This window comes from Futiania mangrovi (assembly GCF_024158125.1).
GTDB lineage: Bacteria > Pseudomonadota > Alphaproteobacteria > Futianiales > Futianiaceae > Futiania > Futiania mangrovi.
The window spans coordinates 661,721-674,998 of the sequence record NZ_JAMZFT010000002.1; the positions used below are offsets into that span (position 1 = coordinate 661,721).

Here is a 13,278-nt window from a genome sequence, read left to right on the forward strand (position 1 = left end):
GCCCCGCGAACCCACTGGCAAGGCACCCGCGTCCGGGCTAGCCTTGTCCCCGGCGAAGAAAGGCCGGGAAACGGCAGGCGGCGAAAGGACGCAAGGGCAGGGGTGTCGGAACGGGTCAGACAGGCGCTGCTGGCGCATCGTACGCGGCTCTTCGGTTATGCGATGAGCCTGGCGGGCGACCGCGAAGCGGCTGAGGATCTGTTGCAGGACTGTGCGGTCAAGGCCCTGGCCGCCGCGCGGGTCCCGGCGGATGCACCGGCGTTGCGCGCGTGGCTCTTCCGGATCCTGCGCAATGCGTGGATCGACCGGGGGCGCAGGTTGGGGCAGGTCGCGCTCGTCGCACTGGACGAGGCGGCCGCGCAGGAGGCGCCGGACGCGGTTTGCGACCGGCGCATGATCGATGTGGTGACCGTACGCCAGGCGCTGGGAACGCTGACGCCGGCCGGGCGCGAGGTCATCGCGCTGGTGGATTTCGCCGGGTTCAGCTACCAGGACGCGGCGGACATCCTGGATGTGCCCGTGGGCACGGTGATGAGCCGGCTGTCGCGGGCGCGCGGACAGATCCTTGCGGCGGTCGCCGCGGGAAACGTGCACCCGCTGGCACGGCGCCGCGGGCGATTGGGAGCGTGACGAACGGATGCGTGCCGGGGCGAAATTTTCCCGCGAAATGCTGAACGCCTACGTTGATGGCGAAACGGACGCCTGGACCTCTGCCGAAATCGCCGAGGCAGTGGCCGGCGATCCGCGTCTTGCCGCCGAGGTGGCTGCGCTGGCGCAGGCGAAGTCCGCGGCCGCCGGCGCATTCGCCCAATGGGCAGGTCCGGCGCCGGACATCGCGGCGCTGCGCCCGGCCGGGGGCCGCACCGCGGACCGGCGCCTGGCCTGGTGGGCGGGCGGGCTGATCGCGGCGTCGCTCGCGCTTGCCGCCGTGCTCGGCCCCGCGGTCTGGCCGTTTGCCGTTTCGCCAGACCCCGTGCGCGCCTGGGCCGGCCACGCCGTGGCGGAGTTCGAAATCTGGGCCGACGCGCAGCAGGGCGAGACCGGGCTCAGCGGCGCGGCCGGATCGACCGTTCTCGTCGCCGGTCTGCCGCATGCGATCCCCGACCTTTCGATCGCGCGGCTGAGCGTGGCGCATCTGGAAGTGATGCAGGCCGCGGACGGCCCCGCCATGTTCGTCGGCTACCTGGGCCGGAACGGTTGCCGGCTCGGCTTCTGGGTGACGCCCGCGCCGGAGGGCCTGGAGGAGAGCCTGGTCCTTGGCGGCGGCCGCGAAGGCATGCGGCTCGCGCGCTGGCGGGTGGGGGATACCGGTTACGCGGTGCTGGCCCGTGGCATGGACGATCGGCGCTTCGACGCGGTGACGGCGGTTCTGCAGGCCGAGAGCCGGCGCGGCGGGGCATCGGACACCCGTGTCGCGGGCCGTGTCTACCGCGCGCCCTGCGTGGGTTGAGCGGCCGCCAAAAAGAACTGGAATAATTCGAATACGTCCTGCGTTTCCTCTCTTCGAGGCTGTCCGTGCGTGCCGCTGACCGGCACGTGGATTCGATGGCAGTCCGCGAGGGGAGGAGACGCATGTCCAAGCGAGAGAAGACCGAAACCGCGCGCGCCAGCCGCACGCCCGAGGAAATCCGCACGATCTACGCCGAAAACCCTGAGAAGGCCGACTGGCTGGTGTTCGGCCGCAAGCCGAATTCCGACCGCCGCGGGTTCCTGAAGGGCGCCGGTCTCGCCACCATGGGCGCGATGCTGGGAACCGCGATCCCGTTCCACCGGAACATGCCGGAAGGCCTGATGCCCGCGGCGTTCGCACAGGATACGGGCATCGACCTGATGGCCGAGAAGCAGGGCCTCACGGTCCTGGGCGACCGGCCGCTCAACGCCGAGACGCCCGCGCACCTGCTGGACGACAAGGTCACGCCCTACGAGCGGTTCTTCGTCCGCTCGAACGGCCTTTACCCGCAGACCGCGCTCGACATGAAGGCGGACGACTGGACGCTGACCATCGACGGCGAGGTGGAAAACCCGCTCACCCTGACCATCGCCGACCTGAAGTCGCGCTTCGAGACGGTGACGCAGCAGCTCTGGATCGAGTGTGGCGGAAACGGGCGCGCGTTCTTCAATCCGGGCGCCTCGGGCAACCAGTGGACCGTCGGCGCGGTCGGCTGTCCGGAATGGACCGGTGTGCGGCTCGCCGACGTGCTGAAGGCCGCGGGCCTGAAGCCGTCTGCAGTCTATACCGGGCACTATGGCAATGACGTGCACCTCTCCGGCGACCCGGAGAAGGAGGTGATCTCGCGCGGCGTGCCGATCGAGAAGGCCATGGGGCCGGAGTGCATGATCGCGTGGGAGATGAACGGCCAGCCCGTTCCCGCCCTGCACGGCTTCCCGCTGCGCCTCGTGATTCCGGGCTATCCGGGTTCGGCCTCGCACAAGTTCCTGAACCGCATCTGGGTCCGCGACAAGGAGCACGACGGCTCCAAGATGACGGGCTACTCCTACCGGATGCCGGCCTATCCGGTCGCGCCGGGAACGGAAGTTCCGAAGTCCGACATGGTCGTGATGATGGAAATGCCGGTGAAGTCGCTGATCACCTTCCCGCAGACCGGGGTCGAGGTGAAGGCGGGCGAGGCCACGGAAGTGCGCGGCCACGCATGGTGCGGCAAGGGCGACGTCGCGGCGATGCACGTCTCGCTCGACTTCGGCCAGACCTGGGCCGAGGCGGAGCTGGATGCGCCGCGCAATTCCTTCGCCTGGCAGCACTGGCGCGCCAAGGTCACCCCGCCGCAGGCCGGCTATTACGAGGTCTGGGCGCGGGCGACCGACAAGGACGGCGTTACCCAGCCGCCGGTCGTGCCGGGCTGGAACCCGCGCGGCTATGGCAACAACATGCAGCACCGGATCGCGATGTTCGCGGTCTGACGCAGTCCCTCAGCCTCTCCCGGGGGCCTCGGCCCGGATCGGGGGTGCCGGATCGCCAGCATGCGGCGGTCCCGCCCCCGATCCGGAGTCCGGACGGCGAGGCTTCACCGTAGACGGATAATTCCATGCAAGATCTGAAGGCTTTCGCGCTCGGTGTCGTTCTCTCTGCGGCGGCGGGCATCGTCGGCTATCACCTGCTCTCGGCGCCTTACGAGCAGCCGATCCCCGACCCCGCACAGCTTGCCGAGACGCGGGCGCGCATTGCCGCCGAGGTCCGTGCCGAGGCGGAAGCCCGCGCCGCCGCGGAAGCGGAAGCCAAGCGCAAGGCGGAAGAAGAGGCCCGCGCCGCAGCGGAGGCGTCGGCCGCCGCAGCCCGGGCCCGTGCCGCGAACCCGATGGGCGCGCCGCGCGCCGGCTTCAATCCGCTGATGCCGGGCGGGGGAGCGGCGGGCGCGCAGCCGACGACGAGCAAGTCCGGCGTGCCGCTCAACGAGGAATTCGGGAACCTGCCGGACGCGCCCGGCATGGAGGAAACCTTCTACACCTGCACGGCCTGCCACTCGACGGCGATCATCAAGCAGCAGCACGTCACAGACGCGCGCTGGGACGATCTGTGGCAATGGATGATCAACACGCAGGGCATGCCGGAGACGGACGAGGAGACGAAGAAGATCGTCCTCGACTATCTGAAGACGCACTTCTCCTCCGAACGCTGAATCCGAAAGAACCCGCGGAAACACAAGGGGTAGGGCCGGTAGGGCCCTGCCCCTTTCCTGTGCAGGCGGGTCAGCTTGCGTCGCGGTGGCGCTCGATGCAGGTGGCCAGCACCTCGTCCGGGTCGCGCCGCCACCAATTGTCCTTCGAGAAGATCTCGACCTCGTGCAGGCCGGTGTAGCCCGCCGCTTCCACGAGGCCGCGCAGGCGCTTCAGGTCGATCACCCCGTCGCCCATCATGCCGCGGTCGAGCAGCAGGTCCGTGGTCGGCACCAGCCAGTCGCAGATGTGGTAGGCGAGGATGCGCCCCGCCCGGCCCGCGCGCGCGATCTGCGCCTCCAGGTCCGGGTCCCACCAGACGTGATAGGCGTCGATGGCGACGCCGACGCCGTCGCCCAGTCGGTCGCAGATGTCGAGCGCCTGGGCGAGCGTGTTCACGCAGGCCCGGTCGGCGGCGTACATCGGGTGCAGGGGCTCGATGGCGAGCGGCATGCCTGCAGGGCCCGCCGCCTCCAGCAGCCTTGCGATGCCGTCCTCGACCATGCGGCGGGCGTCGCGGATGTCCTTCGAGCCGTCGGGCAGCCCGCCGACCACGAGGACGAGGCAGTCCGCGCCCAGCGTCACGGCCTCCTCCAGCGCCTTCAGATTGTCCTCGTGCGCGGCCTTGAGCCCCTCGGGCGTTGCCGCCGGGAACATGCCGCCGCGGCACAGGCCGGTCACGCGCATGCCGTGGTCGCGGACGATCCGTGCGCTTTCGGCCAGCCCTACCGCCGCAACCTGGTCGCGCCAGGGGGCGATGGCGCCGATGCCGGCGCGCGCGCAGCCCTCGACCGCCTCGCGCAGGCCCCATTGCTGGCGCACGGTCGCGAGATTGATCGAAAGCCGGTCGAGCGTCGGCGTGTCCACGGTCATCGCAGTTCAGCCCACGCCGCGCACGGCCATGAGCTGGCCCATGCGCCGGCACGCAAGCTCCGGATCGCGCAGCAGACCCGCCGCGTCGGCCAGCCGGAACAGCTCGGCCAGGTGCAGGGTGGAGCGCGCGCTCTCCTGCCCGCCGATCATGGTGAAATGGTCCTGAAGCCCATTTGCCCACGCCAGGAACACGATGCCCGTCTTGTAGAAGCGGGTGGGTGCCTTGAAGATGTGGCGCGACAGCGGCACGGTCGGCGCGAGGATCTCGTGGAAGCGCGCCTCGTCGCCCTGCGACAGCGCCGCGAGCGCGGCGGCCGCCGCCGGTGCGATGGCGTCGAAGATGCCGAGCAGCGCGTCGGAATGGCCCGCCTCGTCGCCCGCGATCAGTTCCGCATAGTTGAAGTCGTCGCCCGTGTACATGCGCACGCCCGCGGGCAGCTTGCGGCGCATGGCGATCTCCTTCTCCTTCGACAGGAGCGAGATCTTGATGCCGTCCACCTTGGCGGCGTTGTCGGCGAGGACGGCCAGGCAGGTGTCCATCGCCGCCATGTGGTCCTTCGATCCCCAATAGCCTTCGAGCGCGGGATCGAACATCTCGCCCAGCCAGTGGATGATGACCGGCTCCTTCACCTGGGAGAGGACGCGGCCATAGACGCGGGCGTAGTCGTCTGGTCCCTTCGCACAGGCGGCGAGCGCCCGGCTCGCCATCAGGATGATGCGGCCGCCGACCTTCTCGATGGCGGCGATCTGCTGCTCATAGGCGGCGATCACGTCGTTGACGGTCTGGCCGGGAGCGGGCGCGAGGTGGTCGGTGCCCGCGCCGGAAAAGACGAGGCCCTGCGGATGGTCCTTCGCGGCCTCGACCGAGCGGCGGATGAGCTCCAGCGCGGTCGTCCAGTCGAGGCCCATGCCGCGCTGGGCGGTGTCCATCGCTTCCGCCACGCCGAGGCCGAGGTCCCAGAGCGAGGTGCGGAAGGCAATCGTCCGCTCCCAGTCCACGGCCGCGTCGAGCCAGGGGTCGGCCTCCGCCAGCGGGTCGCAGACGACATGGGCGGCTGCGAAGGCGACGCGGTTGAAGCCGCCCGCCTGACGGGCCGGGTAGTCGCGGGGCGGGGCGGTCACGAAGCGCTCGGTGCCGCCGCCCGGCTTGGGAAGGATCACGTGGGGCATGGGGTGGGCGCCTTCCGTCTCAGAGCGTCAGCGCGGGCACATCGAGCCACTTGCGTTCGCGCCAGCTTTCAAGCCCGAGTTCCGCAAGCTGCACGCCCTTGGCACCCTCCATCAGCGTGTATTTCCAGGGCGTGTCCTCGACGATGTGGCGCAGGAACATCTCCCACTGGATCTTGAAGCCGTTCTCGTTCGCGCCTCGGTCGGGCACCTCGGCCCAGTCGTCGAAGAAATTGTGGGTCTGCGGCTGGTCCGGGTTCCAGACGGGCTTGGGCGTGTTCACACGGTCCTGCGTCCAGCAGCGCGTGAGGCCCGCCACCGCCGAGCCGTTCACGCCGTCGGCCTGGAAGGTCACCAGGTCGTCGCGCCGCACCCGCACGCACCAGGAGGAGTTGAGCTGCGCGACAACGCCGCCCTCAAGCTCGAACGTCGCATAGGCCGCGTCGTCGGCGTCGGCGTCATAGGGCTGGCCCTGCTCGTCCCAGCGCTGCGGGATGTGCGTCGCGCCGCGGCAGGAGACGGCCTTCACCTCCCCGAACAGGTTGTCGAGCACGTAGCGCCAGTGGCACAGCATGTCGAGGATGATGCCGCCGCCGTCCTTCGTGCGGTAGTTCCAGCTCGGCCGTTGCGCGGGCTCCAGGTCGCCCTCGAACACCCAGTAGCCGAACTCCCCCCGGACCGACAGCAGCCGGCCGAAGAAGCCCGCGTCCTTGAGCCGCTTCATCTTGAGGAGGCCCGGCAGGAACAGCTTGTCCTGCACCACGCCATGCTTGATGCCCTTCGCCTGCGCATGGCGCGCGACGTCGAGCGCGTCGGAGAGCTTGTCGGCGATCGGCTTCTCGCAATAGACGTGCTTGCCTGCGTCGATCGCCTTGCGCAGAAGCTCGCAGCGCATCTGCGTGGTCCCTGCGTCGAAGAAGATCGGGCAGGTCTCGTCCTTCAGCGCGGCGTCGAGGTCCGTGGTCCAGCGGGTGAGGCCGTGCGCCCTGGCGAGGCCTGCGATCTTGTCGGCGTTGCGCCCGACGATCAGCGGCTCCGGCATCAGCCGGTCGCCGTTCGACAGCGCGACGCCGCCTTGCGCCCGGATCGCCAGTATCGAGCGGATCAGGTGCTGGTTCATCCCCATGCGGCCCGTGACGCCGTGCATGATGATGCCGATGGACCGTTCAGCCATTGGGGCTCACTCCATTCCGAGAAGGTCGTAGATGCGCCGCGCGTAGACGCCGAACTCCGGCGATTGCCGCATGTCGAGGCGGCGGGGATAGGGAAGGTCGATGGCGAAGAAATCGGCCATGCGCGCGGGCCCGGCGGTCAGCACCGCGCAGTGCGAACCCATGAGCACCGCCTCCTGGATCGAATGCGTGACGAACAGGATCGTCTTGCCGCTTTCCGCCCAGATTCGCAGAAGTTCGAGGTTCATCCGCTCCCGCGTGAGCGCGTCGAGCGCGCCGAACGGCTCGTCCATCAGCACGAGCTTCGGATCGTGGACGAGCGCGCGCGCGATCGCGGCGCGCTGCTGCATGCCGCCCGACAGCTCGTAGGGCCGCTTCTCCTCGAAGCCTTCGAGGCCGACAAGTTTCAGCAGGTCGCGGGCGCGCTCCTTCGCCTCCTGCATGGGCAGGCCCAGGATTTCCGCCGGCAGCAGCACGTTCTGCAGGATTGTGCGCCACTTCAGAAGCAGGGGCTGCTGGAACACCATGCCGACGTCGCGGCCGGGCTGGAAGGGATGGGCGGGGTCGCCGATCTCAACCGTGCCGCCGTCGTGGCCGTGCAGGCCGGCGAGGATCTTCAGCACGGTCGTCTTGCCGCAGCCCGACGGGCCAACAAGGGCCACAAGCTCCCCCTCGGTCACCGACATGGTCACGTCGGACACGGCCAGGAACTCCTGCCCGCCGGTGCGATAGATCTTCTTCACGCCCTCCATGCGGATGAAGGGCCGCCCGGTTTCTGCGGGCGCGGGTGTCGCCGTCATGCCAGCCACCTTTCACGGTTCCCGGCGACGAAGGAATTGTCGGCCAGGTGCGGATAGGCCGCGCACACGCGGTCGATCTCGTCCGCCTGGCCCGGGCCCAATCCCTCTTCGGGATCGAGCAGGACCATGTTTTCAAGCAGGCCCTGCCGGCGCAACACCTCGTGGCACCCGGCGATGCATCCGGCGAAGTCGTTGGCGACGTCGAACAGCGCGCCGTTTGCGTCGGTCAGTTGCGCGTCGAGCGTAAGCAACTCCGCCGGGATCTGTCCGCTGTCGGCGGCGGCGTGCGCGCGCTCCAGCATCTCGACCGCGGTCTTCGTCCAGACCGACCACTGACCAAGCAGGCCACCCCGGATGCACAGCGTCACCTCGTCCGCCCCGCGCCGCACCCGGTAGGGCGTCAGCAGGTCGAGCAATATGTGGTCGTCATTGCCCGTGTAGAGGGTGATGCGCTCCTCCGCGCCCGCCTCTGCCACGCCACGCACGACGTCCAGCGTACGGTAGCGGTTGAAGGGCGCGATCTTGATGGCGACGGCGTTGTCGATCTCCGCAAACCGCTGCCAGAATCGCGCGGACAGGTCCGGCCCGCCCACGGCGCGCTGCAAATAGAAGCCGACGATGGGCATGACGCGCGCGACCGCCGCGCAATGGGCGACCATCTCGTCTTCGGACGTGCCGCCGAGGGCTGCGAGCGACAGGAGGCCTGCGTGATAGCCGAGGGCGCGCGCCGTCTCCGCCTCCCTTACCGCCTGCGCCGTGGGTCCGGCGAGGCCCGCGATCATCACCAGCGGCCGGCCGGTCCAGTCGGCGGCGGTCTCCATCGCCGTGCGCAGGACAGGCGCGTAGAGGCCCGCTTCGCGGATCGCGAACTGCGTCGTGTGCACGCCGACCGCGAGCCCGCCCGCGCCCGCGTCGATGTAATAGCGGGTGAGCGCGCGCTGGCGGCGGGTGTCGAGCGTGCGGTCCGGGGTCAGCGCCAGGGGGTGGGCAGGAATGACCACGCCGCGCCGCAAATTCTCCAGAACCGCCCCGGGAATGTCCTGCCAGTGCACCGCCTTCACCCTCTTAAGTAACCGTGTGGTTATTTCTAGGAGCGGCCCGCCGGAGAAGTCAAGCGTCCCGCCGCAGCGGACGCAGATAGCCGAGCACCACTTCCACCATGTGCGCACGGCGGCGTGCCAGTTGCTCCGGCGCCTCCAGGTCGCGGTCGAAGATGAAGGAGAGGGTGTGCCGGTTCGACAGGTAGAAATATCCCAGAGACGCGATGGAGATGTAGAGGTCGACCGGATCGACGCCGGAGCGGAAGACACCCTCCGCCTCGCCCTTGCGCAGGATCTGCGCGATCATCTCGGCGAAGGGGGAGTGCATGGCGCGCGCCTGCGACGAGCGTTTCAGATGGCGCGCGCCGTGCAGGTTCTCGGAATTGAGAAGGCTAATGAATTCAGGGTGTTCGATGTAGTGATCCCAGGTTGTCTCGACCAGCTTGCGCATCGCCTCCGCCGGCGGCAGGTGCTCAAGGTCGAGGGCCCGTTCGCGCGTGCGGATCGCCGCATAGGCGTTTTCCAGCACGGCAAGGAACAGCGCCTCCTTGTCGCCGAAATAGTGGTAGAGCATGCGCTTGTTGGTGCCTGCGCGCGCCGCGATGTCGGCGATCCGGGCGCCTGCCAGCCCGCGGTGCGAGAACTCGTGCGTCGCGGCTTCCATGATCCGGCGGCGGGTCCGCTCGGGGTCGCGTTTCTGCGGGGTTGCGGGCTTTTCCGCCCGGCGTTCCGGCTTGACAGCGGTTTCCATCGCAAGCACCCTTAAGTAATCAGTGAGTTACAATCATGCGGCTGGACCGCGGCGTCAATCGGAACCGGTTACCAGACCCAATGGGGAGAAGTCATGCGGAAGGGATGGATCGCGCTGGCAGCGCTGTTCGCCGTGTCGTCGGCACAGGCGGCGGAAAAGACGGAAATTGATTTCGTCCTCAACTGGATCGCCGGTGGCGACCATGCCCCCTACTACTACGCCCAGCAGGAGGGCTGGTACGAGAAGGCGGGCATCGACCTGAACATCGAGCAGGGCAAGGGGTCGGCCGCCGCCGTCCAGCGCACCGGCATCGGTCAGACCGACATCGGTCTCGCCGACATGGGCACCGCGCTGGTCGCGCGCGGCAAGGGCGCCAACGTCGTGGCGGTGATGAACGTCTACGCCAACTCGCCCTACGGCATGTACTGGCTGAAATCCTCGGGCATCAAGGGCATCCAGGACTTCCCCGGCCACAAGATCGGCAACCCGCCGTCGGATGCTGCCCGCGCCATGTGGCCGGCGCTTGCCAAGAAGAACGGCCTCGACCCCAATTCGGTCACCTGGGTCAATGTGCAGCCGAACGCCAAGCTCGCGGCGCTGAAGGCCAAGTCGATCGACATCACCACGTCGTTCTACAACATCCACCACATCTTCCAGCGCGAGCTGGGCGATGACATGGGCTTCTTCAAGTGGTCGGAGCTGGGCATCAACCCCTATGGCAACTCGCTGTTCGTGAACGCGAACTTCCTGGGCGAGAACCAGAAGGCGGTGCAGGCGTTCGTCGATGTCACGCAGCGCGCCTTCCGCTTCTGCGTCGATAATCCGCAGCCCTGCGTGGAGGCTCTGGTGGCGGCGAACACCGGCCTGAAGGTCGACAACGAGCTGCAGAACTGGGCGCTCGTGGTCGAGCTGATGACCGACAAGACCTCGCAGAACGTTGCGTTGGGCGCCTTCGACGATGCGCGGATGAAGGACGACTACGCGCTGGTTGAGACCTATTTCGACCTCGAGCAGCCGTTCGACGTGAAGACGATCTACACCAACGCCTTCCTCGACAAGTCGATCAAGATGCCGAAGTAAGGCAGCAACGACAGAGCACGCGACAGGGGGCCGCCGGGGCGATCCGGCGGCCCTTTGCGTCTGCGCGTCAGGCGAGTTCGGGCCCGGCGATGGCGGCGATGAGGTCTGGCGTGCCCGCGGGCGCGGCGCCGAGCGCCATTCGCGTGAAGGGACGCAGGCGCTGGAAGCCAAGTCCTTCAAGCATCACCGCAAAGCCGGGAGCGGCGTCGCGGGCGTCGACGCTGACCGCCGCGCCCTCGCCGATCTGCGCCAGGACCTTGCGGAAGAGCGACTGCGCGCGCGCCGGATCCGCCGCGACGACGGGGCCGATGTGATGGGCGGCGCGCCCGTCGCGCGACAGGGCGAAACCGTCGGCGGCGAGCGCGTGAGGACCGCGTGCGGCGAGGTGGGCGAGCACCTCCGGCCGCGCGACGCCAAGCGCCCGGGCGTCGAGCGCAGCGGCGCGCTCCAGCACCGCCGGATCGGGCAGGGCGGGGGGCGGGCAGGGCCTGACCTCGCCCGGCCGCTTCCAGCGCGTGATCTCGAAGCGCGCCTTGAAGCCCTGCCGCCGATAGATCGGCAGGCCCTCCGGCGTCGCGTCGAGCTGCGGGGGCAGGCCGCGCGCCAGCGAGGCGGCGACGGCATGGGCGAGCAGGCGGCTCGCGTGACCCGAGCCCCGCGCGCGCTTCAGCGTCAGCACCATGGAGACCCAGGCGGTTGCGGGCCGATAGGGCAGGAGCGCCGCACTTGCGACGACCGTACCCTCCTCGCGCACGCCCCAGACCGCACCCCGGTCGAGGAACACCTGCCAGTCGGCGGCGACCTGGTTCCAGCTCGCGTCTGCCGACAGCGCGAGGAGATCGGCCATGTCGCCCGCGCTCAAGGCCTCGATGGGCGGGACCTCAGAACTTGCCATCGCGGACCTGGAAGCCCGTCGGCTTGCCGAGCGAGGGCATGCCGCGGGCGATCCAGTCGGCCTGCCAGTCGATCAGCTGGGCGAGCGGCACTTTCGGATAGCCGAAGAGACGCGCAGCCTCGGCGGCATTGTTGAGCCAGCCCGTCTCGGCCTCGGTCCCCGCGATCTTCACTTCCAGCCCGAAGCGGTGGCCGAAGGCGTGGGCAAGCGCGCGGATCGACACGATTTCCGGCCCGGTGACGTTGAGCGGCGAGATGGGCGCGGTCGCATGGGCTAGCGCACGCAGGATCTGGCTGTTGGCGTCGCCCTGCCAGATCACGTTCGCATGTCCCATGGTCACGTCCAAGGGCTGGCCGGCGAACACCAATGTGCCGACGTCGTGCAGGACGCCGTAACGCATGTCGATCGCGTAATTGAGCCGGATCAGGCGCCCTGCCGTGCCGTTCAGGGCGGAGTAGTGCTCGAACACCCGTTCGCGCGCCAGGCACGACCAGGCATATTCGCCCGGCGGCGGATTTGGGGCGACCGCCTCTGCCGGGCCGCCGTGCGCGATGGGTGCGAACGGATAGACGCAGCCCGTCGACAGCGCGACGATGCGCGACGCCGCGAACCGCTCCGCCACGTGGGCGGGGGCCAGCGCGTTCATCGCCCAGGTCAGGCTTTCCGAGCCTGTCGAGCCGAACTTGCGGCCCGCCATGTAGACGACGTTCTTCACGTCCGGCAGCTTGGCCAGTGCGTCGCGGTCGAGGAGATCGCAGGCCACGGTCTCCACACCCTGCGCCTCGAGCTTCTCGGCGAGGCCCTTCTCGGAGAAGCGGGCCACCGCGATCACGCGCTTGTCCGGTGCGGCGCGCTTTGCCAGCCGCGCCAGCGTCGGCCCCATCTTTCCGCCCGCGCCGAGCACGATCAGGTCGCCGTCGAGACCGCCGAAGTCGCGCTTCAGCCCTTCGTCCGGCGTGGTCATCAGGTCTTCGAGCATCGCCTCGTCGGCGATACGGCCGGGCAGGCCGCCGGTCTGGTCCGTCATCCCTCGCAACACCCCGTTTCCATTGTCAAGTGATGCGCAACACGAGGGAGTGATCGTAGGGCAGCGCAGGCTTTGCGAACACCACGTCATTGCGCACATAGTGCATGGCACAGGCGCGCCGCCAGCGCAGCGAGCGGTTGTCCGCCGACCGGTGCACCGTCCCGCCATGATGGAAGGACACCCCGCCCTTCGGCACGGGCGCGGGCCGCATGTCGAGCGTGTCGACGATCCCGTCCGCGATCTGCAGGTCGAAGGGCCGGTCCTGCGGCGCGGCGTGCGGCAGGATCGCACCCTTGTGCGTGCCGCGCCCGTAGCGCAGGCAGCCGTTTTCCTCATCCGCGTCGTCGAGCGCGATCCACGCGGTCACGAGACCCTCCGGATCCGACGGCCCGAAATAGAAGCTGTCCTGGTGCGCGGGCTTCGGCCCGCCCCCTTGCGGCGGCTTGAAGAAGATCTGGCTGAAATAGACCGACACGCCCGGACCGATCAGGTCCTCGACCAGCGCGACGAGGCGCGGGTCGCGCGCCAGCGCCGCGAAGAAGGCCCGGTGATGATGCGGATTGTCGAGCTTGCGCAGGACGTTCGCCATGGCCGCCCCGCCATCGACATACCAGGCCCGTTTCTCCGGCGTGAGGCCTTCGAGAAACTCCCGCCCCCAGGCCTCCGTCTCCGCGACGGCGGTGTCCATGCGGGCCGTATCGAACACGCCCGGCACGGTGACGTGGCCGTCCTCCGCATAGGTGGCGTGGATGGCGCCCATGTCCGGCGCGGCGCGGGCTGCGGTCGTCGTGCGCATCGGCT

General features: G+C 69.0%; 14 protein-coding genes. 5 read left to right on the forward strand and 9 right to left on the reverse strand.

What is annotated here, in order from left to right:
- Nucleotides 1-102 precede the first annotated feature (102 nt).
- The 4 genes from NJQ99_RS10035 (at nt 103) to NJQ99_RS10050 (ending at nt 3,635) form a co-directional block, all read left to right on the forward strand.
- Entirely contained in the window at nt 103-630 is a 528-nt protein-coding gene (locus NJQ99_RS10035; RefSeq protein WP_269332690.1) for an RNA polymerase sigma factor, read from the forward strand.
- 7 nt (nt 631-637) lie between these two features.
- A complete protein-coding gene (locus NJQ99_RS10040) occupies nt 638-1,450 on the forward strand; it encodes a hypothetical protein (RefSeq protein ID WP_269332691.1) in 813 nt (270 codons plus the stop codon).
- A gap of 122 nt (nt 1,451-1,572) precedes the next feature.
- Nucleotides 1,573-2,919: a sulfite oxidase gene (locus tag NJQ99_RS10045; protein WP_269332692.1), complete on the forward strand. Its 1,347-nt coding sequence runs from the start codon at nt 1,573-1,575 to the stop codon at nt 2,917-2,919.
- Between the two features lie 125 nt (nt 2,920-3,044).
- Entirely contained in the window at nt 3,045-3,635 is a 591-nt protein-coding gene (locus tag NJQ99_RS10050; RefSeq protein ID WP_269332693.1) for a hypothetical protein, read from the forward strand.
- Nucleotides 3,636-3,705: 70 nt separating this feature from the next.
- Here the strand turns inward: NJQ99_RS10050 and NJQ99_RS10055 are convergent, their stop codons facing one another.
- Genes NJQ99_RS10055 through NJQ99_RS10080 form a run of 6 tightly spaced genes read right to left on the reverse strand, consistent with a single transcriptional unit; the run spans nt 3,706 to nt 9,475 of the window.
- Entirely contained in the window at nt 3,706-4,545 is an 840-nt protein-coding gene (locus NJQ99_RS10055) for a sugar phosphate isomerase/epimerase family protein (protein ID WP_269332694.1), read from the reverse strand.
- Nucleotides 4,546-4,551: 6 nt separating this feature from the next.
- Complete coding sequence (locus NJQ99_RS10060) at nt 4,552-5,715, reverse strand: dihydrodipicolinate synthase family protein (protein ID WP_269332695.1); 1,164 nt, start codon at nt 5,713-5,715, stop codon at nt 4,552-4,554.
- A 19-nt stretch (nt 5,716-5,734) separates the two neighbouring features.
- Nucleotides 5,735-6,886, reverse strand: coding sequence for a Gfo/Idh/MocA family protein (locus tag NJQ99_RS10065; RefSeq protein ID WP_269332696.1), 1,152 nt, complete (start codon nt 6,884-6,886; stop codon nt 5,735-5,737).
- Nucleotides 6,887-6,892: 6 nt separating this feature from the next.
- On the reverse strand, nt 6,893-7,684 hold the full coding sequence (locus NJQ99_RS10070) for an ABC transporter ATP-binding protein (protein ID WP_269332697.1): 792 nt from the start codon (nt 7,682-7,684) through the stop codon (nt 6,893-6,895).
- Nucleotides 7,681-8,736, reverse strand: coding sequence for a dihydrodipicolinate synthase family protein (locus NJQ99_RS10075; RefSeq protein WP_269332698.1), 1,056 nt, complete (start codon nt 8,734-8,736; stop codon nt 7,681-7,683). Before NJQ99_RS10075 ends, NJQ99_RS10070 begins: the two co-directional genes overlap by 4 nt.
- Nucleotides 8,737-8,794: 58 nt before the next feature.
- Nucleotides 8,795-9,475, reverse strand: coding sequence for a TetR family transcriptional regulator (locus NJQ99_RS10080; protein WP_269332699.1), 681 nt, complete (start codon nt 9,473-9,475; stop codon nt 8,795-8,797).
- A gap of 93 nt (nt 9,476-9,568) precedes the next feature.
- Between NJQ99_RS10080 and NJQ99_RS10085 the strand changes: the two genes are divergently transcribed.
- On the forward strand, nt 9,569-10,555 hold the full coding sequence (locus NJQ99_RS10085; protein ID WP_269332700.1) for an ABC transporter substrate-binding protein: 987 nt from the start codon (nt 9,569-9,571) through the stop codon (nt 10,553-10,555).
- Nucleotides 10,556-10,622: 67 nt separating this feature from the next.
- Here NJQ99_RS10085 and NJQ99_RS10090 read toward each other — a convergent pair whose 3' ends face one another.
- From NJQ99_RS10090 to NJQ99_RS10100, 3 genes are read right to left on the reverse strand one after another with little or no spacing between them, the layout of a single operon-like run.
- On the reverse strand, nt 10,623-11,450 hold the full coding sequence (locus tag NJQ99_RS10090) for a GNAT family N-acetyltransferase (RefSeq protein WP_269332701.1): 828 nt from the start codon (nt 11,448-11,450) through the stop codon (nt 10,623-10,625).
- Nucleotides 11,437-12,477 carry an NAD-dependent epimerase/dehydratase family protein gene (locus NJQ99_RS10095; protein WP_269332702.1) on the reverse strand — a complete coding sequence of 347 codons (1,041 nt, stop codon included), beginning with the start codon at nt 12,475-12,477 and terminating at the stop codon, nt 11,437-11,439. The genes NJQ99_RS10090 and NJQ99_RS10095 overlap by 14 nt, the downstream gene beginning before the upstream one ends.
- A gap of 25 nt (nt 12,478-12,502) precedes the next feature.
- Nucleotides 12,503-13,273 carry a phytanoyl-CoA dioxygenase family protein gene (locus NJQ99_RS10100; protein WP_269332703.1) on the reverse strand — a complete coding sequence of 257 codons (771 nt, stop codon included), beginning with the start codon at nt 13,271-13,273 and terminating at the stop codon, nt 12,503-12,505.
- Between the last annotated feature and the right edge of the window lie 5 nt (nt 13,274-13,278).

Bases quoted from the DNA above. Each gene is read 5' to 3' on its own strand.
- NJQ99_RS10060 (WP_269332695.1), bottom strand. From the start codon at position 5,715: ATGCCCCACGTGATCCTTCCCAAGCCGGGCGGCGGCACCGAGCGCTTC.
- NJQ99_RS10080 (WP_269332699.1), bottom strand. From the start codon at position 9,475: ATGGAAACCGCTGTCAAGCCGGAACGCCGGGCGGAAAAGCCCGCAACC.
- NJQ99_RS10085 (WP_269332700.1), top strand. From the start codon at position 9,569: ATGCGGAAGGGATGGATCGCGCTGGCAGCGCTGTTCGCCGTGTCGTCG.
- NJQ99_RS10095 (WP_269332702.1), bottom strand. From the start codon at position 12,477: ATGACGGACCAGACCGGCGGCCTGCCCGGCCGTATCGCCGACGAGGCG.
- NJQ99_RS10090 (WP_269332701.1), bottom strand. From the start codon at position 11,450: ATGGCAAGTTCTGAGGTCCCGCCCATCGAGGCCTTGAGCGCGGGCGAC.
- NJQ99_RS10050 (WP_269332693.1), top strand. From the start codon at position 3,045: ATGCAAGATCTGAAGGCTTTCGCGCTCGGTGTCGTTCTCTCTGCGGCG.
- NJQ99_RS10040 (WP_269332691.1), top strand. From the start codon at position 638: ATGCGTGCCGGGGCGAAATTTTCCCGCGAAATGCTGAACGCCTACGTT.
- NJQ99_RS10065 (WP_269332696.1), bottom strand. From the start codon at position 6,886: ATGGCTGAACGGTCCATCGGCATCATCATGCACGGCGTCACGGGCCGC.
- NJQ99_RS10045 (WP_269332692.1), top strand. From the start codon at position 1,573: ATGTCCAAGCGAGAGAAGACCGAAACCGCGCGCGCCAGCCGCACGCCC.
- NJQ99_RS10070 (WP_269332697.1), bottom strand. From the start codon at position 7,684: ATGACGGCGACACCCGCGCCCGCAGAAACCGGGCGGCCCTTCATCCGC.
- NJQ99_RS10055 (WP_269332694.1), bottom strand. From the start codon at position 4,545: ATGACCGTGGACACGCCGACGCTCGACCGGCTTTCGATCAATCTCGCG.
- NJQ99_RS10100 (WP_269332703.1), bottom strand. From the start codon at position 13,273: ATGCGCACGACGACCGCAGCCCGCGCCGCGCCGGACATGGGCGCCATC.